Raw genomic sequence first — 21,428 nt, forward strand, 5'->3', positions numbered from 1 at the left:
AAGGCACGCTGGCGGCGCCGGGCTAATGTCCGACACTGTTCGTTTAGAGTGATTCATTTTGACCGTTCGCCCTGAGCCTGTCGAAGCCTGTCCTGAGCCAGCCGAATGGGGCAGCCCTTCGACAGGCTCAGGGCGAACGGCTCAGTGGCCAAATGAAAGCATTGGGTTAATTCTGATTTTCCAGCTGGAAAATCAGCGTGTCACATCGGCTATAATTGTGTCACGTTTTGCCCCGTTGGAGGCACCCATGAAAACCCTGACTATCCGCGAAGCCCGCGAAGGCCTGTCGCACCCCGACCAGATGTTCGCCGATGCCGACGAAGTACTGGTCGTGAAGCATGGCGAGCCGGTAGCGCGCATCCTGCCGGTGGCGCCGGCGGCTCCTGCACGCAAGCTTCCGTCGCTCAAATGGCTGCGCGATCAGTGCCCTATCAGGAAATTCCCAGCGAGGTGCTGATTCGCGAAGATCGGGATGCGCGTGGCTGAGGCTTATCTCGATACCAGCGCCCTCATCAAACTGTATGTGGCCGAGGCGTTCTCCACGGAAGTGGAGCAATTCGTCGCCGCGGCCGACGGCATCGTCATCAGCCGCTTGAGCATGCTGGAATGGCATTGCGCCATGGCGCGTCGCCTGCGCACCGGACAGATCACCCAGGACTACATGAACCTCGCGCGCACTGAGTTCACCCGCCATCTGGCCGAGGGATATTTCCGCATCGTGCTGTATGACGATCCCCTGTTGAGCGACGCCCTGCGCGTGCTCGACAGCACCCACCCAATCCCCTTGCGCACGCTGGATACCATTCATCTCACCGCAGCACGCAATGCCGGACTCGCACGCATCGCCACCGCCGACGACGTGATGCGACGCGCAGCCCAACAACTCCAACTCGAAGTCGCCTATTTCGGCGATTGATTCCCCGCTCATCATGAATACAGAAACCTCTACCCCGACACTCGACGAGAACCAGATCATCGCCGAACGCCGCGCCAAGCTCGCCGCGATCCGCGAGGCGGGCGTCGCCTTCCCCAACGATTTCCAGCGCCACGACTACGCTGGCAAGCTCGCCGCCGAGCATGGCGAAAAACCAAGGAGNGCGCTGGAGGCCGAAGGCGTGCAGGTGCAGCTGGCCGGCCGCATGATGCTGAAGCGCGTGATGGGCAAAGCCAGCTTTGCCACGCTGCAGGACATGAGCGGGCGCATCCAGGTCTACGTTTCCAACGACCTCACCGGGCTCGACGCGCACGACGCGTTCAAGCACTGGGACCTCGGCGACTTCCTCGGCGTCACCGGCACGCTGTTCAAGACCAACAAGGGCGAGCTGACGATCCAGGCTAAGTCGATCCGCCTGCTGTCCAAGGCGCTGCGCCCGCTGCCCGAGAAATTCCACGGGCTGGCCGACCAGGAGCAGAAATACCGCCAGCGCTACCTCGACCTGATCACCAACGACGTCGCGCGCGAGACCTTCATGCGGCGCTCGAAGATCATCCAGTCGATCCGCGAGTTCATGAGCGGCCACGGCTTCCTCGAAGTCGAGACGCCGATGATGCATCCCATCCCCGGCGGCGCCGCGGCCAAGCCCTTCGCCACCCACCACAACGCGCTCGACATGGAGCTGTTCCTGCGCATCGCGCCCGAGCTCTATCTCAAACGCCTGGTGGTCGGCGGCTTCGAGAAGGTGTTCGAGATCAACCGCAACTTCCGCAATGAAGGCCTCTCGACGCGGCACAACCCCGAGTTCACCATGATGGAGTTCTACGAGGCCTATCGCGAATACGGCTATCTGATGGACTACACCGAGGCGCTGATCCGCCACACCGCGGTCGCCGCCACCGGCTCGACCACGGTCACCTATCAGGGCAACGAAATCGAGCTCGGCAAGCCGTTCGACCGGCTCACCATCGTCGAGGCGATCCGCAAGTACCACCCCGAATACACCGTCGAACAGCTGAACGACCGCGACTGGCTGATCAGCCAGTTCACCGCGATGAAGGCCAAGTACAAGCCACAGGACGGCCTCGGCGGGCTGCAGCTTTCCTTCTTCGAGGAGACCACCGAAGCGCTCCTGATCCAGCCGACCTTCATCATCGACTACCCCGCCGAAGTCTCGCCGCTGGCGCGTCGCTCCGACGCCCAGCCCGACATCACCGAGCGCTTCGAGCTGTTCATCACCGGACGCGAAATGGCCAACGGCTTTTCGGAACTCAACGACGCCGAGGACCAGGCCGAGCGTTTCATGGAGCAGGTGCGGCAGAAGGAAGCCGGTGACGAGGAAGCGATGCATTACGATGCAGACTTCATCCGCGCGCTCGAGCACGGCCTGCCGCCCACCGGCGGCTGTGGCATCGGCATCGACCGCCTGGTGATGCTGCTGACCGATTCGCCGAGCATCCGCGACGTCATCCTCTTCCCGCAGATGCGGCGCGAAAGCTGATCCAGCCGCCATGGGGCAATACGCGCTCAAGATCGGCCTGTCCGCGCTGATCCTCGTCGCAGTGGCCGAAGTGGCCAAGCGCAGCACCTTCTGGGCGGCCGCGCTGGCGTCCTTGCCGCTTACTTCGCTGCTGGCCTTTGTCTGGCTGTATCTCGACACCGGCGACGTGCAGAAGGTCGCCACGCTGGCCGGCGGTATCTTCTGGCTGGTGCTGCCCTCCCTGCTGCTATTCGTTCTGCTGCCGCTTCTGCTGCGCAGCGGCTGGGGATTCTGGGTCAGTCTCGCCGTATCCAGCGCCGCCACGGCGCTGGCCTACCTCGGCATGGTCAAGCTGCTGGCTGCATTCGGCATCCGCCTGTAACTGCATCGCCTGCGCACGGCGCGCTTCCGGTAAAATTCCGCCTTTCGCCTGTTTCGACCTTCTTTACACGAGTCAATCCATCATGACCGACACCTTCAACAGCTTCGACTCCTTTTCCACCGGCAGCGGCAGTGCCCGCTTCGCCTCGCTGAAGAAACTGGAAACCGCCCTCGGAACGTCGGTGGCGCGCCTGCCGGTATCCATCCGCGTCGTGCTGGAGTCGGTGCTGAGGAATTGTGATGGCGTGAAGGTCACACCCGAGCATGTCAGGCAGTTGGCAAGCTGGAAGCCCAATGCCGAGCGCACCGAGGAAATCCCCTTCACCGTGGCGCGTGTGATCCTGCAGGACTTCACCGGCGTGCCGCTGCTGGCGGACCTCGCCGCGATGCGCTCGGCCGCACAGAAAATGGGCAAGGATCCGAAGAAGATCGAGCCGCTGGTGCCGGTCGACATGGTGGTCGACCACTCGATCCAGGTCGACGCCTCGGGCACGCACGACGCGCTCGACCTCAACATGAAGATCGAGTTCGAGCGCAATCGCGAGCGCTACCAGTTCCTCAAGTGGGGCATGCAGGCCTTCGACACCTTCAAGGTGGTGCCGCCCGGCGTCGGCATCGTGCACCAGGTCAACATGGAATACCTGGCGCGCGGCGTGATGGAGAAGGACGGCATGGCCTATCCCGACACGCTGGTCGGCACCGACAGCCACACCACCATGATCAACGGCCTCGGCATCGTCGCCTGGGGCGTGGGCGGCATCGAGGCGGAAGCGGCGATGCTCGGCCAGCCGGTGTATTTCCTCACGCCCGACGCCGTCGGCGTGAACCTCAAGGGCCACGCCAAACCCGGCGTCACCGCCACCGACGCCGTGCTGACCATCACCGAAATGCTGCGTAAAGCCAAGGTCGTCGGCAAGTTCGTCGAGTTCTTTGGCGAAGGGGTGGCTGCCATGTCGGTGACCGACCGCGCGACCATCGCCAACATGGCGCCCGAATACGGTGCGACCATGGGCTTCTTCCCGGTCGACGAAGCCACCTGCCAGTACTTCGCTGCCACCGGACGCGCGCCCGCACAAGTCGACACGATCCGCGCCTACTACCAAGCACAGGGCCTGTTCGGCATTCCCAAGGCAGGTGAGATCGACTACTCGCAGGTGCTGGAACTCGACCTCGCCAGCGTCGAACCCTCGGTCGCCGGCCCCAAGCGACCGCAGGACCGCATCGCGCTGGCCGGGCTGAAAACAGCATTCACCAGCCTGATGGACAAGCCCGTCGCCGACGGCGGCTACGGCAAGGGCGCGGCTGCACTGCGCCGCGATAACCAAAGCGGTGGCGACACGCCGATCAGGCACGGCGACATCGCCATCGCCGCCATCACCTCCTGCACCAACACCTCCAACCCGGGCGTGATGCTGGCGGCCGGCCTGCTGGCGAAGAAAGCCGCCGCACTCGGCCTGAAGCCGCCTGCGCACGTCAAGACCTCACTCGGCCCCGGCTCGCGCGCGGTCACCGAATACCTGAACAAGGCCGGGCTGATGGACGCGCTGGAGCAGGTCGGGTTCAGCGTGGTGGGCTACGGCTGCACCACCTGCATCGGCAACTCCGGCCCGCTGAAGCCCGAGATCGAGAAGGCGATCGCCGACAACGACCTGGTCGTGGCTTCGGTGCTGTCCGGCAACCGCAACTTCGAGGCGCGCGTGCACCAGGCGGTCAAGGCCAACTTCCTCATGTCGCCGCCGCTGGTCGTCGCCTTTGCGCTGGCCGGCCGCGTCGACATCGATTTCGAGAAGGAGGCCATCGGCACCGGCAAGGACGGCAAGCCCGTGTTCCTCAAGGACCTGTGGCCCACCAACGCGGACATCAATGCCGTGATGGGCACCGCGACCGACGCCGCGGCCTACCGCAAGATCTACGCCGACGCCGGCGCCGACAATCCGCTGTGGGACGCTGTCTCCGCCCCCACCGGCACCGTCTACGAGTGGGACGCGAAATCGACCTACATCCAGCAGCCGCCCTTCTTCGTCGGCGCCAAGGCCGCCAGCCCGGCCATCCGGCGCGCACACGCACTGGCCATCTTCGGCGACTCGGTCACCACCGACCACATCAGCCCGGCCGGCGGTATCAAGCCGACCTCNCCTGCCGGTCTCTATCTCACCGAACACGGCGTGCAGAAAGCCGACTTCAACAGCTACGGCGCCCGCCGCGGCAACCACGAAGTCATGATGCGCGGCACTTTCGCCAACGTCCGCATCAAGAACCTGATGATCCCCGGCTCCGAGGGCGGCATCACGCTGCAAGGCGGCGAACAGAAGCCGATCTACGACGCCGCCATGGCCTACCAGGCCGAAGGCATGCCGCTGATGATCTTCACCGGCGAGGAATACGGCACCGGCTCGTCCCGCGACTGGGCGGCCAAGGGCACCACCCTGCTCGGCGTGAAGGCCGTCGTCGCCAAGAGCTTCGAGCGCATCCACCGCGCCAACCTCGCCGGCATGGGCGTGCTGCCCTGCCAGTTCAAGGACGGCGTCGATGCGGCTTCGCTCAAGCTCGACGGCAGCGAGACCTTCGACCTCGAAGGCACCGAATCCGGCATCACGCCGCAGCAGGATGTCACGCTGGTGATCCACCGCGCCGATGGAAAAGTGGAACGCGTCGCGCTCAAGCTGCGCATCGACACGCCGATCGAGGTCGAGTACTACAACAAGGGCGGCATCCTGCCCTTCGTGCTCGAACAACTGGTGGGGTAAATCCGGTGTGCGCAGGCTCCCAAGGACAAGGAGCCGCCAGCGAAATAAACTGGCCCAGTGACGCGTGTCACTGGGCCAGTTTCCGGTAGAGCGTCCGTTCGCTGATCCCCAACTGCGCAGCCAGCGACTTGCGGTCGCCGCCATGGTGCGCCAGCGCCCATTGCAGATAGCGCAGTTCCGCCGTCTCCAGCGGCACGATGTCGTCCACGCCCGGCATGCCTGCCTCGTCGCTTTTCAGTTCGGGTGGCAGATGCTCCTCCAGCAGGGTATCGCCGTCGGCCATCAGCATCGCGCGTTCGATGATGTTGCGCAGTTCGCGGATGTTGCCCGGGTAATCGTAGTCTTGCAGCCGGGCCCGGGCGGCTTCGCTCAGTGTGTAGGCCCGCCCCGGCGCCAGCCGCGCCAGCAGCGTCTCGGCAAGGAGGCCGATGTCGCCACGCCGTTCGCGCAACGCGGGGAGTTGGATCGGAAACACGCTGAGCCGGTAATACAGGTCGCGCCGGAAACTGCCGCGTTCGACCATGGCCTTGAGGTCGCGATGAGTGGCGGCGATCAGGCGAAAATCGGCACGCAGCGTCTCCACGCCGCCGACCCGGCGAAAGGTCCCCGTTTCCAATAGACGCAACAGCTTGACCTGCAGGCTCAACGGAATGTCACCCACCTCGTCCAGAAACAGCGTTCCGCCCGACGCCGATTCGACCAGGCCGATCTTGCGCTGGCTGGCGCCGGTGAACGCACCCTTCTCATAGCCGAACAGTTCGCTCTCGAACAGGGTTTCGGTCAGCCCCGAGCACTCCACCACCACGAACGGTCCATGCTCGCGCCGGCTCTGCTGGTGGATGGCCTGCGCGACCAATTCCTTGCCGGTGCCCGATTCGCCCAGCAATAGGGCGGCGGTGTCCGACGGCGCCACGCGCCGGACCAGTTCGAGCATGCAATTGAAGGCCGGCGACTTGCCGACCATGCCGCTTTCGGCGGGAAAACTGCTGGCCTCGCGTACCGTCAGCATGCGTTCGACGAAATACTCGACCTTGCCCGACGTACCGACGATCGGCGTCAGCTCGACGCCGACATGCTCCTCGCCGCGCGGCGTATGGTGCAGATGCAGCACACGCCGGGGCTCGCCGCTGGCCCGGCTGGCTGCGAGCGGGCAGGATTCGCCGCATTCGTCGCAGGGCCGGCTGTAGCCATGCGATATCGCGTAGCAAAACTGCCCGACCACATTTCGTTCTCCGGCATACACGCGGCGGTAGGCCGCATTGGCCGCCAGAATCCGGTAATCGACCCCCATAACGATCTGGGGATCGGGATGGGTCTCGAGAAAGCTGATGAGTTCGTTGGCAGGTGACATTGTCTTATGCCATTTATGTCATTTACGTCACATAAAGGTAGCATGTTTTGCCATAAATGGCAGTTCGTGCGTTCAACGCCTGTCACAAAATTGATCTATTCTTTTGAAACCAAAGGGAAATAAAAGCCCCCGTCGATCCCAGGGAGTTGGCACGGCACTTGCGAATATTGGAGTACTCATGAAACCGCCCATGCCCACTTTCCTGCGCCATCCGCTGGCCAAAGAAATCTCGCTCGCCATTGCGATCAAGCTGCTGGTGATCGCGGCCATTTTTATGCGTTCTTCGACGGCCATGCGCTGCACCCCGACGCCGATGCCGTAGCCGAGCGCCTGGCCAATCCCAATCAACCCGCCCACTCCTCTCAACCCTCACCCGGGAGCCCCCATGCTGACTGAAGAACTCGTCGATCTGTCGCGGCTGCAATTTGCAGTCACCGCGCTCTATCACTTCCTGTTCGTACCGCTCACGCTGGGGCTGGCCTTCATCCTGGTGATCATGGAGCTGACCTACGTCATCACCGACCGTCCCATCTACAAGGACATGGTGCGCTTCTGGGGCAAGCTGTTCGGCATCAACTTCGCGCTCGGGGTGACCACCGGCATCACCATGGAATTCCAGTTCGGCACCAACTGGGCGTATTACTCGCATTACGTCGGCGACATCTTCGGCGCGCCGCTGGCGATCGAAGGGCTGATGGCCTTCTTCCTCGAGTCGACCTTCATCGGTTTGTTCTTCTTCGGCTGGGACCGGCTCAACAAGTGGAAGCACTTCATGGTGACAGTGCTGATGGCGGTCGGATCAAACCTGTCGGCGTTGTGGATCCTGATCGCCAACGGCTGGATGCAGGATCCCGTCGGCGCGACGTTTTCCTTCGTCACCATGCGTATGGAAATGAGCGATTTCTGGGCCATCGTCTTCAACCCCACGGCACAGGCCAAGTTCGTGCACACCGTGTCGGCCGGCTACGTCACCGCCTCGCTGTTCGTGCTCGGCATTTCCAGCTACTACCTGCTGAAGGGCCGCGACCTCGACTTCGCGCGCCGCTCGTTCCGCATCGCCGCCGGCTTCGGTTTTGCCTCGGCGCTGTCGGTGATCGTGCTGGGCGATGAATCGGGCTACACCGTGAGCGAATCGCAGAAGACCAAGATGGCGGCGATCGAGGCGATGTGGGAAACCGAGCCCGCCCCGGCGGCCTTCACCGTGTTCGCCGTGCCGAACGAGAAGGCCGAGCGCAACGACTACCAGCTGCAGATNCCCCACGCCCTGGGCCTGATCGGCACGCGCTCGCTCACCAAGACCATGCCCGGCATCAAGGAGATCAAGGAAAGGAATCGCGAGCGCATCGTGGACGGCATCAAGGCAGTGACCGCATTGGAGCAGCTGCGCAGGAATCGCGACGATGCCGCTGCGCTCGCGCAGTTCGACGCGCACAAGGCCGACCTCGGCTTCGGTCTGCTGCTGAAGAAATACATTGTCGACGTGTCGCAGGCCACGCCCGAGATGATCCAGCAGGCGGTCGACGACACCATCCCGCGCGTCGCGCCGCTGTTCTGGAGTTTCCGCATCATGGTGGCGCTGGGTTTTGCCTTCCTGCTGCTGTTCACGCTGGCGCTGTTCTATTCGATCAAGGGCAGCTTCATCGAGAAGAAATGGCTGCTGCGCTGGGCGCTGTGGTTCATCCCGATGCCTTGGGTCGCCGCCGAACTCGGCTGGGTCGTCGCCGAATACGGCCGCCAGCCGTGGACGATCTATGGCGTGCTGCCGACGCACATCTCGGTGTCCAACATCAATGTCGGCAACATCTACGGTTCGCTCGCCGGCTTCGTCGGCTTCTACACCGTGCTGCTGATCGTGGAGATGGTTCTGATGACGAAGTACGCGCGGCAGGGGCCAGCCAGCCTTGGCACGGGCAAATACCACGGCGAAAAGGCGGCTGGCGGCGCACTGCCTGCAGGCGCACCGGCGAAGAACATCTAAGGAGCTGACATGGACTACGAAACCCTGAAACTCGCCTGGTGGCTGCTGATCGGCGTCCTGCTGGTCGGCTTCGCGATCATGGACGGTCACGACATGGGCATGGGCGTGCTGCTGCCCTTCGTCGGCAAGAACGACCTCGAACGCCGCGCCGTCATCAATACCGTCGCGCCGCACTGGGATGGCAACCAGGTGTGGTTCATCACCGCCGGCGGGGCGATCTTCGCCGCCTGGCCGCTGGTCTATGCCACTGCATTTTCTGGCTTCTACTGGGCGATGATGGCCGCACTGTGGGCGCTGTTCTTCCGTCCGGTGGGCTTCGACTACCGTTCCAAGATCAAGAACCCGACGTGGCGCAGCACCTGGGACTGGGGCCTGTTCATCGGCGGCGCGGTGCCGCCGATCATCTTCGGCGTCGCCTTCGGCAATCTGCTGCAGGGCGTGCCCTTCCATTTCGACGACATCCTGATGTCGACCTATACCGGCAGCTTCTGGCAACTGCTCAACCCGTTCGCGCTGCTCGCCGGCGTGGTGAGCCTCGGCATGATCACCTTCCAGGGCGCGAACTACCTGATGATGCGCACCGAGGGCGATATCTACCGCCGAGCCCGTGGCGCCAGCCTGCTCTTTGGCGCGCTGACCTTCGTCACCTTCGCGCTGGCGGGATGGTGGGTGGCGACCGGCATCGACGGCTACGTCATCACCAGCGCCATCGACCCCAACGGCCTGCCCGACCCGCTCGCCAAGACCGTGGCAACCGCGGCCGGCGCCTGGATGACCAACTACCACACCTACGCGTGGGCGAAGTGGGTGCCGATCGCCGCGTTCGCCGCGCTGGCAGCGGGCATGCTGTTCGCGCGCCTCGGCCAGGCCGGGCTGGCGTTCTGGTCCTCGTCGGTCGCATGCGCCGGCATCATCGGCACCGCCGGCGTGTCGATGTTCCCTTTCGTCATGCCGTCGTCGAGCGATCCGCGCTCCAGCCTCACCGTGTATGACGCCGTGTCCTCGCACCTCACGCTCGGCCTGATGCTCGGCGCCACGGTGATCTTCATGCCGCTGATCATCTTCTACACCTCGTGGGCCTACAAGGTGATGTGGGGCAAGGTCACGACGGAATTCATCGCCGCCAACGACAAGTCGGCTTACTGAAAGGAATCGCCATGTGGTATTTCGCCTGGATACTCGGAGTCACGATGGCCGTGCTGCTCGCCTCGATCAGCGCAATGATGTGCGACGCCAAGGAATGCGCGCTCGACGAAGTGCGCAACAAGAACGCGAACGACGCACGGCAAGGTTGATCCTCCATGGATGAGCGTACCCGCATCGCGCGGGCAGGTCCTTCGTTTGCCTTGATTTCGCAGGCTTGTCACAGGAGTTCGTCATGAGCGCACCCCATATCGTCGTTCTCGGATCGGGATTCGCCGCACTCACCGCCGTGCGCGAACTGCGTCGGCGCGACCGCGATGCACGGATCACGCTCGTCGCCCCACGTGCGGCGTTGACGTACTACCCGAGCCTGATCTGGGTGCCATCGGGGCTGCGGCGTGGCGCCGATCTCGATATCGACGTGTCGGGTTTTCTGGCCAAGCACGATATCGCTTTCCACGCCGGCCGCGTCACCGGCCTTGCCGACGGCGGGCGCACCGTGCTGACCGACAGCGGNCCCCTCGCCAACGATGCCCTGCTGATCGCCAGTGGCGGGCGCTTCCTCAAGGCCTTGCCCGGCATCGAGCACGCGCTGACGATCTGCGAAGGCGCGTCGGCGGCCGAGGCGATCCGTGAACGGCTGGCCGACATGACGGACGGCACGATCGCCTTCGGTTTCGGGACCAATCCGAAAGAACAGGGTGCGATGCGCGGCGGCCCGATGTTCGAACTGCTGTTCGGCATCGACACGCTGCTGCGCAAACAGGGCCGCCGCGACCGCTTCAAGCTGGTGTTTTTCAATGCCGCGAAAACGCCGGGCAAGCGCCTGGGCGACAAGGCGGTCGCCGGCCTTCTGCGCGAGATGCAGAAGCGCGACATCGCCACCCATCTCGGCCACAAACCCCTTGGCTTCGAAGCGGACAGGGTTCGGACCGAGGACGGCAATATTCCGGCCGATCTGATTCTCTTCATGCCCGGCATGAGCGGTCCCGCCTGGGCAACCGAGGCCGGCCTGCCGCTGTCCGACGGCGGATTTTTCCAGGCGGATGCCCATTGCCAGGTCGCCGGCGCGGACAAGGTCTATGTCGCCGGCGATTCCGGGAGCTATCCCGGCCCCGACTGGCTGCCCAAGCAGGCGCACATCGCCGACCTGCAGGCCAAGGCCGCGGCGCAGAACCTGTTGCTGGCCCTGGCGGGCAAGCCGCCTGTCGCGCGCTTCAAGGCCGAGCTCATCTGCATCGTCGATACGCTCGACCGCGGCATCCTGGTCTATCGCGACGAGAAACGTGCGCTCATGCTGCCGCCATGCCGCCTGTTCCACTGGGCCAAACGGTTCTTCGAGTGGCAGTACCTGCGGCCCTACCGCAAGGCGAAACCGACATGATGGCCATGCTCGACCGCGGGTGGGTACGCGGCATCACGCTGGCCTCGGCTTTCGTGCTCATGCTCCTCGTCACGCTGTTTCCGCGACCGTTGACCGTCGAGGATGGCAGCCCTATCGGGCACGGCACGCTCATGCTGATCATGTGGGGGCTGGCGGCAGGCTTCGTGCACGGCATCGGCTTCATTCCACGCAACAGGATCCTGCGCACATTGCTCGGCCCCGTCGTCGCCTGGCTCGGCATGGGCATGGTGCTGGTTTTCTATGTGCAATATTTCCTGAGGTAGCGACATGCAGGCGACCCGGCGGAAGCTGACCGCAACCCTCCTTTTCATGTCCACTTTTCTTCAATCGAACTCTCCTTCATGGCACACATCGTCATTCTCGGCGCAGGCACGGGCGGCACGCCCGCAGCCTACGAAATTCGCCATCTGCTCGATAAGTCGCACACCGTCACCCTGATCAATGCGTCGGACACCTTCCAGTTCGTGCCTTCCAACCCCTGGGTCGCGCTGGGCTGGCGCGAGACGCGCGAGACCACGTTCAAGCTGCGGCCTTACCTGGAGAAGAAGGGCATCCGCTTCATCGCCCAGCGCGCCGACGAAATCGACGCGGCCCACAGCCGGATCCACCTGGCCAACGGCGACGTCGTCGATTACGACTATCTGGTGATCGCCACCGGCCCTCGGCTCGCCTTCGATCTGGTGCCCGGCGCGGGTCCGGAAGGCGGCCACACGCAATCGGTGTGCACGGTGGAGCACGCCGAGCGCGCGTATGCGGACTATCTCGAGTTCCTGAAGAATCCCGGCCCGGTGGTGATCGGCGCGCTACCCGGCGCGTCGTGCTTCGGCCCCGCCTACGAATACGCGATGGCGCTGGAAACCGACCTGCGCCGCCGCAAGCTGCGCCACAAGGTGCCGATTACCTATGTCTCGTCCGAACCCTATGTGGGGCACCTTGGGCTGGGTGGCGTGGGCGACTCGAAGGGACTGCTGGAGGCCGAATTCCGGCAGCGCCACATCAAGTGGATCACCAACGCGAAAACGACCCGGGTCGAGGCGGGGAAAATGCATGTCGAGGAAGTCGACGATTTTGGCGAGAAGGTGCGTGAACACACGATCGATTTCAGTTACGCGATGATGCTGCCGCCGTTTCGCGGCGTGGCGGCGGTCGCCGCAGTGGAAGGCCTGTGCAATCCCGGCGGTTTCGTGATCGTCGACGAATATCAGCGCAGCCCGACATACCCCAACATCTATTCGGCGGGCGTGTGCATCGCGATCCCGCCGGTGGAGCAGACCCCGGTCGCCACCGGCACGCCCAAGACCGGCTACATGATCGAATCGATGGTCACCGCCATCGTCCACAACATCGCCGATGAACTCGCCGGCACGCCGCCCAGCCATACCGGCACCTGGAGCACGATCTGCCTGGCCGACATGGGCGATACCGGCGCAGCCTTCGTGGCGATCCCGCAGATCCCGCCGCGCAACGTCACCTGGGCGAAGAAAGGCAAGTGGGTGCACCTGGCCAAGGTGGCGTTCGAGAAATATTTCATGCGCAAGATGAAAACCGGCAACTCGGAGCCGCTGTACGAGAAATACGTCCTGAAGGCACTCGGAATCAAACGTCTCAACTAATCCCGACTGAACAAGAGCCGCCTTGCACAGACTGGGATCTCGAGCTTGTTGCTCGCAGGCTACGCCACGTAAAGCGTACGCTCCGCAAATAGCGGCCAGCCTATACAGGGAAACCGGCGGCCAAGCGGGCTGAATGCTAGTTCAGCCCGCGGCACTCTGGCCCCGTCTGGGCTTTTAGAAATTGAACTGCCGCCCGAAGAACGTCGCTACCTTGTCCGGCGGCAAGGGCTTGGCGACCACATAGCCCTGGATTTCGTCGCAGCCCTGGTCTTTCAGGAACGCCACCTGCTCGACCGACTCCACGCCCTCGGCCACCACCCGCAGATTCAGGGCATGCGCCAGGCGGATGATGGCATTGGCGATCTCGGCGTCGTCGCTGTCGGTCAGGACATCGTCCACGAAGCTCTTGTCGATCTTGAGCGCGTCGATCGGCATGCGTTTCAACTGGCCCAGGTTGGAATGTCCGGTACCGAAATCGTCGATGTAGACATGCAGGCCGCGCTGGCGCAGGGCGCCGAGCATGTCGAAGGTACGCGCCGGATTCTCCATCGCTGCACTCTCGGTCACTTCCAGCTGCAAATACGATGACTCCATGCCGGTTTCCTTCAGGATGGCATCGATATCGTCGATCAGGCGTGCGTCGGAAAACTGGCGCGGCGACAGATTGATGGCCACGGGCGGCGGGTTGAGGCCGGCATCGCGCCAGACGATCCACTGTTCGCACGCCGCCCGCACCACCCAGCGGCCCAGCGGCATGATCAGGCCGGTTTCCTCGGCCACCGGAATGAACTGATCGGGCCAGATGATGCCGCCGGACCGGGTCAGCCAGCGCGCCAGGGCTTCCAGCCCCACCACGCGGCCGCTGGCGAGATCGACTTTCGGCTGATAGGCCAGCGCCAGTTCGTCGCGCTCGAGCGCCTGGCGCAGACCGGTTTCCAGGTTCAGCTGTTGCTGCGCCACGGTGTTCAATTCGTCGCTGAAGTATTCGAAGCCGCTACGGCGCTGCTTGGCCTGATACATCGCCAGATCGGCCTGGCGCAGCAAGGTGTTGGCGTCGAGCCCGTCGTCCGGATACACGCTGATGCCGATGCTGGCGCCGATGGCATAACGGCGCCGCTCGAGCTTGAACGATTCGGCCAACGCCTTGAGCAGCTTGCGGGCCACGCGGCTGGCAGCCCGTGACGCCGGCGGGTGCATCAGGATGACGGCAAATTCATCCCCGCCCAGCCGGGCGACGAAGTCGTCGGCGCGCAACTGCTCATCCAGCCGGTTGGCCACGACGCGCAGCACCTGATCGCCCACTTCGTGTCCCTGCGAGTCGTTGATGTGCTTGAAGCGGTCGAGATCGATGAACAGCAGCGAGATCTGGAGCTTNNCGCGCTGCGCGCGCGCCAGCGCATGACCGAGGAAATCCTGGAAATACGAACGGTTGGGCAGGCCAGTCAGCGGATCGTGGTTGGCCAGCATGTCGAGCCGCATTTCGGAATAGCGGCGTTCGGTCAGCGCAGCCGACACGAACAGGCCGCCCAGCGCCATGGTCATCATGCTGATCTGCAGCGCAAACACGTCGCGCGGCATCGTGGCACTGCTCAGTCCACCGAAGGAGACGAGCGAAACGCCCAGCACGATCAGCGCAGCCAGGAATATGGCCACGCTCGCCCCGGTCACCGAGAATCGCAGCGCCGCCCACAGTACGCCAGGTAGCAGGACGAACAGGACGATTTCGGCCGGCCGCAAGGGCTCGGCGTATTCCATCATCACACGGGTCAGCAGCAGCATGCCGAGCACCAGCACCAGACCCTCCAGGCGTGCGCCCTTGTTGGTCGGTAACAAATCCCAGCGCGACGCCGTCAGGAGCAGCGGTGCGATCAGGTACACACCGAGCAGTTCTCCCAGCCACCAGACCCCCAAGGTCCGCCACACCAGGTCGGCATGCAGATGACCGAAGAAACCCAGGCTGAATACGCCCGCCAGCGCAGTCACCGCACATCCCAGCGGCGCCGCTACGAGCGCGAACTTGGCGACACTGGAAACATAATCGAGCGTGGAGCTGAAGGGCGGCAGGTAGCGCGGCAGATACCCGATCACGGCGGCACCAGCGGCCGCGCCGAGCGCCAGGCGGAATGCCGCTTCCGGCGGCAGGATCTGACTGTTGAGCGCAAACGATCCCAGCAGCACCCCCACGACGCCTGCCATGCCAAAGCGCAGGCTTGCCATGGCGCCGATGCCGGCAGCCAGCCAGACCACGGCCACCACATCGGCGACATACGCCGTGATTGTGAGGCTGGCCCACCCCGCCAACGCGTAGGCCAGCGCCGTCAGCCCGACAATCAGCGCAATGCGCCTGACTTCGGTCAGGGCTGGCAATGCCGGAAGGGCCAAGGTGTTAAATCCGGCTATTGTGCGGGATCGACCTCGGCACGCACGGATTCCAATGCGTCCTTGAGTGTCTCCTCGGACAAGCCGTTGAGTTGTTCGGCCAGCATTTCGGCCGCATCGATGGTGTCGGCTTCATCGGGCAGGCTGTCGGTATCGAGGTTGGCGACGAATACCGCCGCCGCACCGGTCACCTGCAAGAGCTGCCGACGCTCGTTCATCAGCATGTCGATTTCATCGCGCAGCAGGCGGATTTCATCTTCTTTCATGGCGTGCAGGGTCATGCGTATCTCCGTGTTTCTTCATCTGATCAGCCAAACAGGGTCAATACCCCGGTGTAGCCATATAAACGGTTGTAGGAAATTTCCCCGTTGGCAAAGAACCCTACCAACGGAAAGTCTCCGAGGGTGTCGCGAATCAATTCCAATTCCCGGTTCGGCGCACCGAACATATGCTGGCCGCGCCCCAGACAGGAATAATATACGCCGCCCCGGATCGGCACGGCCAGTTGCGCCCCGATGGCCGAGAGCATCCGCAACAAGTCGTCTTCGGCGGTCTGCTGGTCGCGGCGACAGAACAGCAGTTCGTCTCCCGGCTCGACATACTCGCCGATCGCCACGAGGTTGTTCTGCGGGTCGACGCCGAGAATGTTGCGCACCAGATAATCTCCGGTATCCGAACCGCGGACTGGCAGGCCGACAAAGATATAGCCGGCTGCACGCCGCAGATCGCGCGCCAGCACGTCGCCGATTTCCTCTTTCATCACATCCAGCGCAGGGCGGTGATCGAGACTGCCGATGACGTTCTTGTTCGCTGTGGTGATGCGATGGCGCGGCCCCAGTGGCGAGATGCCCTGCGTCAACCGCGTCGCCAGTTTCACCCGCTCGCTGAACAGCACGCCCGACAAGCCGCCGCTCACCACACCATCGCTGATCTGCGCCGTCGTCTCGCCACGCGAACTCGACAACCCGCCGACGACAAATCCACTCGATACATGTGCGGAAAGACTGTCGATCAATTCCTGTATGCGGCTGTTTGCCGGATCGCCATGCGCCACGGCGAAATAGGCTTGCGCCGGCTGCGCCTCGATGTCCTGCGGCGAACGCAGCACCGGCAGCATGCTGAAATCGGCGGGATCGAATTCCGCCAGCATCACGGCCAGTGCGGGTTCTTCCAGATACTCCACGCCCGTGGCGCAAACGCCGACCCNCACGCTGCCGGTCCAGTGGGGCACGCCGGTCGCGCTTTTGAAGAATGCCAGGATCGCATCGAGTTCGTCGGCAAAGGTGTCCGACACATACAGGAACCCCAGCGTCGCGCCCGACGGGATCGCACCCAGCTGGCCCATGCAGGCCTGGGCCGCCTGGGTCCAGTCGGGATTCGCGGCGTGGGCGAATTTGAAAGGCGATGTCATGTCTTTAAGTCAGGGAATGCATCCACATAGCGTACCGACCTCTCAGCCGGCAAGCCCATGCGTCAATAGCCCGTCTGGCCGCTGCTCGGCAACTCGCCTTCGCCGAAGAAGTTCCACAGCAGATGGGCGACCACTTCAGGGGCGATCACGGTGTGCTGGTTATGGCTTTCCTGAAGCGCCACCCGCAGCTTCTTGCGCAGTTCGGGATCGCCGGTCAGGTCGAAAATGATGTCCACCTTCGCCCCCATGGTCACCACTTCCATCGCATCCTTGAACACCGGCACCTTGCTATGGCTGAACCCCAATGCAACGGGCGATTCCAGATTGCGGTGCGCAACGGCGACGATCTCCACGTTGACGCCCTCCTCCTGGATCTTCTCCAGAAAATGCTCGGCGAATTTCTCCCCGACTTCACCCAGTCCCAGTAGGGCAACCTTGACGACATGACTCATGAAAGAACTCCTCGTATCAGTTATGGTGGAAACAGTGGACCTGTTTTTATTCGCCCATGCGATCCGGATGACCCGGTCGCCTGTCGGCGCATTGTTTGCGCATGGGTAGCATACGGTCCCCGCACGCGCCTGTCGATACTGCGGCCGCCAGTCCCTACGACGCATCGCGCAAGCCTCACCTGTTCACGCCCCATGGGCCGGGGATATGATTCGGCTTATCATTCAAGGCGTCCGTCATGCCCGACATTGCTTCGCTCCACCCGTTCATCACCCCCTATGCCAGCGGCATGCTAGAAACGGCAGGTCGCCATCGCATCTACTGGGAAACGTCCGGCAACCCGGATGGCATCCCGGTGCTGTTCGTGCACGGCGGGCCCGGCTCCGGCACCTCGCCTGTGCAGCGGCGGTTCTTCGATCCGGCACGCTACCGCATCGTTTTGTTCGACCAGCGCGGCAGCGGCCGCTCCACGCCGCATGGCGAACTGGCCGACAACACCACGCCGCATCTGATCGCCGACATGGAAGCGTTGCGACGCGAACTCGGCATCGACTCCTGGCTGGTCTTCGGCGGTTCGTGGGGCTCGACCCTGGCGCTCGCCTACGCCGAGGCGCATCCCGAGCACTGCCGCGGGCTGGTGCTGCGGGGTATTTTCCTCTGCCGCAAAAGTGAGATCGACTGGTTTCTCCACGGTATTCGCGTCCTGTTTCCCGAGGCGCAGCGCCAACTCGCCGAATTCATCCCGGAGGACAAACGCCACGATCTGCTGACGGCCTACTATCGCCGCCTCGTCGATCCTGATCCGACCGTGCACCAACCCGCCGCCCATCACTGGGCCACCTTCGAGGCCTCGTGCTCGACCCTGCTGCCCAACCCCGAACTCGTCTCCGCGTTCGGCGACGACAANAGAGCCCTGTCCTTGTCGCGGATCGAAGCGCACTATTTCGTCAACAACATCTTCCTGCCCGACAACAGCCTGCTCGCCAACGTCGATCGTATCCGCGGCATCCCGGCAATCATCGTGCAGGGGCGCTATGACGCCGTCTGCCCCATCGTGTCGGCCGACGAACTCGCGCGCGCCTGGCCCGAGGCCCGCTATGTCATCGTGCCGGATGCCGGACACTCTGCATTCGAGCCGGGGATCGCACGCGAACTGGTCGCTGCGTGCGACCAGTTCGCCCAGACCGGAGCATTCGACTGATGGCCCTGTCTCCCTATGTCTTCGACGCCAGTGCCGAAAATTTCAACCGGCTGGTGCTGGAAAACTCGCACAAGGGCCCGGTGCTGGTGCATTTCTGGACCCCCAAGGCCGGCCCCTGCTTCATCCTGATGCCGCGGCTGGTGAAGCTGGCTGCCGAATACGGCGGCAAGTTCCTGCTCGTCATGCTGAACGCCGACGAACTGCCCGAGCTGGCGCGCCGCTTCAGCGTGAATTCGGTGCCGACGGTGAAATTCTTCTGGCGCGGCGAGGTCGCCCACACCATCCACGGCGCCGACCCCGACAGCAGCTTCCGTGAAGTACTCGATCGCTTCATCGCGGGCGATGCCCACCGCGCTCATGCGCTGGGCGTCGCCGCATGGCAGGCAGGCAATGTGCAGCAGGCGCGCATGCTGCTGGCCAACGCGGCGATGGCCGAGCCCGACAACCTCGCCATCCCGCGCGATCTTGCCAAATTGCTCTGGGCCGAGGGCGAAGGTGAACAAGCCCTGAAACTGCTCGACAGCTTGCCGCCGGAGGCACGGACGGCGCCCGAGATCGCCCGCCTGCACGCGCACCTGAATCTGGCCGAAACGGCCCGGCAGGCGCCGCCGCTGGCCGAGCTCGACGCCCGCCTTGCTCAGCAGCCGGACGATCTGGATGCACATTTCCAGCGTGCAGCTCAGTTGCTGGCTGCAGACCAGTTTGCAACCGCCATGGACGAACTGCTGTGGATCGCGCGAACCGATCGCGGCTACCGCGACGACATCGGCCGTAGCAGCCTGCTCGCACTGTTCGATCTACTGGGCAGCGCACATCCGCTGACGCGCCAATACCGCCAGGCGCTGTCCGAATCGCTGCATTGAAGTTCGACCACCCCGCCTTCGCACCTTATCGATCTCTGATCGATGCGCTGGATCTCGTATGCGCCCAGCCCGCGCCCGGCGCGGATTGCCTCGATGCGCTCAACGCCCAGGCCATCCGCCTCGATACACGCAACGCGCGTGGCCTACCGCTGCGTTTTTGCACCCGACGGCCGCCTGTCCGCGCGCGATTACGAAACGCACATCCTGCAGACCGGGCAGGTACCGACCCGCGCCGAGACATGGCACGACGTGCTGAACGCGCTGGTCTGGCTGCGTTTCCCGCGCTTTAAGGCTGCGTTGAATGCGGCCCATGGCAGTGCGATTGCCGGCGAGACCGGGCCAACCCGAGGCCGCCGCCGCGATGCACTGACGGTACTGGACGAGTCCGGCGTATGGGTGATCAGCCGTGATCCGGCATGGCCGGCCCTGCTGTCCGAGCGCGCCTGGAGGCCGCTGTTCTGGGACCACCGGCATGCGGTTGAAACCGCGATGCGATTTGTCGTGGTCGGTCATGCGCTGCTGGAAAAGCTGCTCGCCCCCTATCCGGGGATGACCGGAAAATGCCTGACCTTGATTGCAGCGTCGCTCGACCCCGATGGTGTGGAGGAACTGTCGGTTCGTGCGCTTGCCGGGATCGACTCGCCACGCCAACTCGCACCCTTGCCGGTGCAGGGCATCCCCGGCTGGGACCCGGCCAATGCAAGCGCGGCGTATTACGCCAACCAGGACATCTTCAGGCCGGCGCGCCGCCTCTCCTCATGACATGACAGCCCGTGTCCGCCGTATGCGGTTCGCCTCAGCTTGCCGCAGCCGGCCACTCGCCGCCTGCCACCCAGGCCTGGGCCATGTCCAGATCGTCGAACAGGCGGATATCCGCCGACATGAACATGCGGTTCACCCACATGCTCCACGCCACCCACTGGTCGCCGGTCAGTATGGCGATACGGCCGAAATCGGTCTTGTGCTCGCGTGAAAACTTCAGTTCCTCCCACGCTACGTCGACACTGAACGACAGCATGTCACGCAGATCGAACAGCAGGTTGACCGTACCCTGGAACTGGATGCCGTAGTTCACTGCCTGTTCAAACTCCTGATAATCGGCCAGCGTGAATTGGCCCATTACGGTGACGGCGATCTGGTTACCCTTGACGTTCAGGCTGATCATGGTGCGCTCCTCTGGAAAGTGCTTTCACTATAGCGAATCGGGCGGGGTTGAGGTTGACGCGCGGACTGCCCAGATGCCGGCGACGGCCACGACTGCCATGCCCACCCACGCCATCAGCGGCAGCCGCTCCCCGAACAGCATCACACCGTACAAGGCGGAAAATCCGACCGTGGTATAGGCCAGCGAGCCGACCGTGAGCGTGCGGCCGCGATGATACGCCCGCGTCAACGCCAGTTGCGCGACTGTGGCGGTGACGCCGATGCCGATCAGCCACGGCCAGTCGGCCCGCTGCGGAATGTGAGACCCGACCAGCGCCATCCAGGCAGCGCCACCCGCGGTCGATAGCAGCGTGAAGTAAAACACCACCCGCCATTCGGACTCGCCCAGCCTGCCCAGATTCTTGACGTTGACGTAGGCCACCGCGGCCAGCATCCCCGATGCCAGACCGGCCAATGCAGGCAGCCAGGCCTGGCCCTGAACCTGCGGCCGCAACAAGAGCAATACGCCGACGAAGCCCAGCAGTACCGCACCGACGAGACCGCGCCCGTGGCGCTCGTGCAGCCACCAGGCCGACAAGGCGGCGAGAAACAGCGGGGCCGTGTAATTGAGGGTGACCGCGGTGGCGAGCGGCAGTTGCGACAATGCATAGAAGAACAGTACCAGCGCAGTGAAACCCGCCAGTCCGCGCCACAGATGGGCGCTGAAACAAGGTGTGGCAAGCGGAGCCCACACCTGACGATGATGGATGGCGATCGCCGCCCAGATCGCCAGCAGGCCGAATGCCGATCGATAGAACACCTGTTCGGCGGGCGAGAAGTTTGCGGAGGCGTGCTTCACCAGCACGCTCATCAGCGCGAACAAGGCAGCCGCCACCAGCATCCAGCTCGACTTCATGGCGGACAGACGAAAAAACGGGCGGCATCGGCC

General features: G+C 63.8%; 22 protein-coding genes. 15 read left to right on the forward strand and 7 right to left on the reverse strand.

Translation table 11 applies throughout. The features are described from left to right. Positions 1 to 247 precede the first annotated feature (247 nt). The 5 genes from HZY77_RS06105 (at position 248) to acnA (ending at position 5,542) form a co-directional block, all read left to right on the forward strand. Positions 248 to 457 (forward strand): type II toxin-antitoxin system prevent-host-death family antitoxin, encoded by a 210-nt coding sequence (locus HZY77_RS06105; protein ID WP_296819788.1) that lies wholly within the window; start codon positions 248 to 250, stop codon positions 455 to 457. A 15-nt stretch (positions 458 to 472) separates the two neighbouring features. After that, on the forward strand, positions 473 to 916 hold the full coding sequence (locus tag HZY77_RS06110) for a type II toxin-antitoxin system VapC family toxin (protein ID WP_296819791.1): 444 nt from the start codon (positions 473 to 475) through the stop codon (positions 914 to 916). A 13-nt stretch (positions 917 to 929) separates the two neighbouring features. Further along, positions 930 to 2,435 carry a lysine--tRNA ligase gene (lysS, locus tag HZY77_RS06115; protein WP_296819793.1) on the forward strand — a complete coding sequence of 502 codons (1,506 nt, stop codon included), beginning with the start codon at positions 930 to 932 and terminating at the stop codon, positions 2,433 to 2,435. A gap of 10 nt (positions 2,436 to 2,445) precedes the next feature. Next, positions 2,446 to 2,796, forward strand: coding sequence for a DUF3147 family protein (locus HZY77_RS06120; protein ID WP_296819795.1), 351 nt, complete (start codon positions 2,446 to 2,448; stop codon positions 2,794 to 2,796). 82 nt (positions 2,797 to 2,878) lie between these two features. Continuing rightward, complete coding sequence (gene acnA / locus HZY77_RS06125) at positions 2,879 to 5,542, forward strand: aconitate hydratase AcnA (RefSeq protein ID WP_296819797.1); 2,664 nt, start codon at positions 2,879 to 2,881, stop codon at positions 5,540 to 5,542. Positions 5,543 to 5,609: 67 nt separating this feature from the next. Here acnA and HZY77_RS06130 read toward each other — a convergent pair whose 3' ends face one another. Next, positions 5,610 to 6,893 (reverse strand): sigma-54-dependent Fis family transcriptional regulator, encoded by a 1,284-nt coding sequence (locus tag HZY77_RS06130; protein ID WP_296819799.1) that lies wholly within the window; start codon positions 6,891 to 6,893, stop codon positions 5,610 to 5,612. A gap of 190 nt (positions 6,894 to 7,083) precedes the next feature. Between HZY77_RS06130 and HZY77_RS06135 the strand changes: the two genes are divergently transcribed. The 7 genes from HZY77_RS06135 (at position 7,084) to HZY77_RS06165 (ending at position 13,032) form a co-directional block, all read left to right on the forward strand. After that, positions 7,084 to 7,215 carry a hypothetical protein gene (locus tag HZY77_RS06135; protein WP_296819801.1) on the forward strand — a complete coding sequence of 44 codons (132 nt, stop codon included), beginning with the start codon at positions 7,084 to 7,086 and terminating at the stop codon, positions 7,213 to 7,215. A 63-nt stretch (positions 7,216 to 7,278) separates the two neighbouring features. Further along, positions 7,279 to 8,871 (forward strand): cytochrome ubiquinol oxidase subunit I, encoded by a 1,593-nt coding sequence (locus HZY77_RS06140; RefSeq protein ID WP_296819803.1) that lies wholly within the window; start codon positions 7,279 to 7,281, stop codon positions 8,869 to 8,871. 9 nt (positions 8,872 to 8,880) lie between these two features. Beyond that, complete coding sequence (gene cydB / locus HZY77_RS06145) at positions 8,881 to 10,017, forward strand: cytochrome d ubiquinol oxidase subunit II (RefSeq protein WP_296819805.1); 1,137 nt, start codon at positions 8,881 to 8,883, stop codon at positions 10,015 to 10,017. A gap of 11 nt (positions 10,018 to 10,028) precedes the next feature. Beyond that, positions 10,029 to 10,166, forward strand: coding sequence for a cytochrome bd-I oxidase subunit CydX (cydX, locus tag HZY77_RS06150; RefSeq protein ID WP_296631879.1), 138 nt, complete (start codon positions 10,029 to 10,031; stop codon positions 10,164 to 10,166). A gap of 83 nt (positions 10,167 to 10,249) precedes the next feature. Continuing rightward, positions 10,250 to 11,398, forward strand: a complete 1,149-nt coding sequence (locus HZY77_RS06155) for an FAD-dependent oxidoreductase (RefSeq protein WP_296819807.1) — start codon at positions 10,250 to 10,252, stop codon at positions 11,396 to 11,398. Further along, positions 11,395 to 11,682: a cyd operon YbgE family protein gene (locus HZY77_RS06160; RefSeq protein WP_296819810.1), complete on the forward strand. Its 288-nt coding sequence runs from the start codon at positions 11,395 to 11,397 to the stop codon at positions 11,680 to 11,682. Before HZY77_RS06155 ends, HZY77_RS06160 begins: the two co-directional genes overlap by 4 nt. Positions 11,683 to 11,760: 78 nt before the next feature. Then, positions 11,761 to 13,032 carry an FAD/NAD(P)-binding oxidoreductase gene (locus HZY77_RS06165; protein WP_296819812.1) on the forward strand — a complete coding sequence of 424 codons (1,272 nt, stop codon included), beginning with the start codon at positions 11,761 to 11,763 and terminating at the stop codon, positions 13,030 to 13,032. Between the two features lie 174 nt (positions 13,033 to 13,206). Here HZY77_RS06165 and HZY77_RS06170 read toward each other — a convergent pair whose 3' ends face one another. The 4 genes from HZY77_RS06170 to HZY77_RS06185 all read right to left on the reverse strand — a co-directional run bounded on the left by HZY77_RS06170 (position 13,207) and on the right by HZY77_RS06185 (position 17,274). Then, entirely contained in the window at positions 13,207 to 15,414 is a 2,208-nt protein-coding gene (locus HZY77_RS06170) for an EAL domain-containing protein (RefSeq protein WP_296819814.1), read from the reverse strand. A gap of 14 nt (positions 15,415 to 15,428) precedes the next feature. Then, entirely contained in the window at positions 15,429 to 15,692 is a 264-nt protein-coding gene (locus HZY77_RS06175) for a hypothetical protein (protein WP_018507711.1), read from the reverse strand. Positions 15,693 to 15,718: 26 nt separating this feature from the next. After that, positions 15,719 to 16,822, reverse strand: coding sequence for an FIST N-terminal domain-containing protein (locus HZY77_RS06180; RefSeq protein WP_296819817.1), 1,104 nt, complete (start codon positions 16,820 to 16,822; stop codon positions 15,719 to 15,721). A gap of 62 nt (positions 16,823 to 16,884) precedes the next feature. Next, a complete protein-coding gene (locus HZY77_RS06185) occupies positions 16,885 to 17,274 on the reverse strand; it encodes a hypothetical protein (protein ID WP_018507709.1) in 390 nt (129 codons plus the stop codon). A gap of 236 nt (positions 17,275 to 17,510) precedes the next feature. Here HZY77_RS06185 and pip point away from each other — a divergent pair, with 236 nt between their 5' ends. Genes pip through HZY77_RS06200 form a run of 3 tightly spaced genes read left to right on the forward strand, consistent with a single transcriptional unit; the run spans position 17,511 to position 20,098 of the window. Next, positions 17,511 to 18,473 carry a prolyl aminopeptidase gene (gene pip, locus HZY77_RS06190; protein ID WP_296819819.1) on the forward strand — a complete coding sequence of 321 codons (963 nt, stop codon included), beginning with the start codon at positions 17,511 to 17,513 and terminating at the stop codon, positions 18,471 to 18,473. Then, the gene (locus HZY77_RS06195; protein ID WP_296631907.1) at positions 18,473 to 19,336 is read left to right on the forward strand and encodes a tetratricopeptide repeat protein; all 864 of its coding nucleotides are present in this window, start codon (positions 18,473 to 18,475) and stop codon (positions 19,334 to 19,336) included. The genes pip and HZY77_RS06195 overlap by 1 nt, the downstream gene beginning before the upstream one ends. 42 nt (positions 19,337 to 19,378) lie before the next feature. Further along, on the forward strand, positions 19,379 to 20,098 hold the full coding sequence (locus HZY77_RS06200) for a DUF3025 domain-containing protein (RefSeq protein WP_296819822.1): 720 nt from the start codon (positions 19,379 to 19,381) through the stop codon (positions 20,096 to 20,098). A 34-nt stretch (positions 20,099 to 20,132) separates the two neighbouring features. On the opposite strand, the gene HZY77_RS06205 is transcribed toward HZY77_RS06200, so the two are convergent. Further along, positions 20,133 to 20,501 carry an STAS/SEC14 domain-containing protein gene (locus HZY77_RS06205; protein WP_296819824.1) on the reverse strand — a complete coding sequence of 123 codons (369 nt, stop codon included), beginning with the start codon at positions 20,499 to 20,501 and terminating at the stop codon, positions 20,133 to 20,135. A 27-nt stretch (positions 20,502 to 20,528) separates the two neighbouring features. Continuing rightward, the gene (locus HZY77_RS06210) at positions 20,529 to 21,395 is read right to left on the reverse strand and encodes a DMT family transporter (protein WP_296819825.1); all 867 of its coding nucleotides are present in this window, start codon (positions 21,393 to 21,395) and stop codon (positions 20,529 to 20,531) included. Positions 21,396 to 21,428 lie beyond the last annotated feature (33 nt).

The organism is Thiobacillus sp. (assembly GCF_013693775.1).
Lineage (GTDB): Bacteria > Pseudomonadota > Gammaproteobacteria > Burkholderiales > Thiobacillaceae > Thiobacillus.

Excerpts from the sequence above, each read along its gene's own strand:
- HZY77_RS06185 (WP_018507709.1), bottom strand. The coding sequence starts at position 17,274 with ATGAGTCATGTCGTCAAGGTTGCCCTACTGGGACTGGGTGAAGTCGGG.
- HZY77_RS06130 (WP_296819799.1), bottom strand. The coding sequence starts at position 6,893 with ATGTCACCTGCCAACGAACTCATCAGCTTTCTCGAGACCCATCCCGAT.
- HZY77_RS06210 (WP_296819825.1), bottom strand. The coding sequence starts at position 21,395 with ATGAAGTCGAGCTGGATGCTGGTGGCGGCTGCCTTGTTCGCGCTGATG.
- HZY77_RS06200 (WP_296819822.1), top strand. The coding sequence starts at position 19,379 with ATGCGCTGGATCTCGTATGCGCCCAGCCCGCGCCCGGCGCGGATTGCC.
- HZY77_RS06205 (WP_296819824.1), bottom strand. The coding sequence starts at position 20,501 with ATGATCAGCCTGAACGTCAAGGGTAACCAGATCGCCGTCACCGTAATG.
- HZY77_RS06110 (WP_296819791.1), top strand. The coding sequence starts at position 473 with ATGCGCGTGGCTGAGGCTTATCTCGATACCAGCGCCCTCATCAAACTG.
- HZY77_RS06165 (WP_296819812.1), top strand. The coding sequence starts at position 11,761 with ATGGCACACATCGTCATTCTCGGCGCAGGCACGGGCGGCACGCCCGCA.
- cydB (WP_296819805.1), top strand. The coding sequence starts at position 8,881 with ATGGACTACGAAACCCTGAAACTCGCCTGGTGGCTGCTGATCGGCGTC.
- cydX (WP_296631879.1), top strand. The coding sequence starts at position 10,029 with ATGTGGTATTTCGCCTGGATACTCGGAGTCACGATGGCCGTGCTGCTC.
- HZY77_RS06160 (WP_296819810.1), top strand. The coding sequence starts at position 11,395 with ATGATGGCCATGCTCGACCGCGGGTGGGTACGCGGCATCACGCTGGCC.
- HZY77_RS06120 (WP_296819795.1), top strand. The coding sequence starts at position 2,446 with ATGGGGCAATACGCGCTCAAGATCGGCCTGTCCGCGCTGATCCTCGTC.
- HZY77_RS06195 (WP_296631907.1), top strand. The coding sequence starts at position 18,473 with ATGGCCCTGTCTCCCTATGTCTTCGACGCCAGTGCCGAAAATTTCAAC.
- HZY77_RS06175 (WP_018507711.1), bottom strand. The coding sequence starts at position 15,692 with ATGACCCTGCACGCCATGAAAGAAGATGAAATCCGCCTGCTGCGCGAT.
- HZY77_RS06135 (WP_296819801.1), top strand. The coding sequence starts at position 7,084 with ATGCCCACTTTCCTGCGCCATCCGCTGGCCAAAGAAATCTCGCTCGCC.
- HZY77_RS06105 (WP_296819788.1), top strand. The coding sequence starts at position 248 with ATGAAAACCCTGACTATCCGCGAAGCCCGCGAAGGCCTGTCGCACCCC.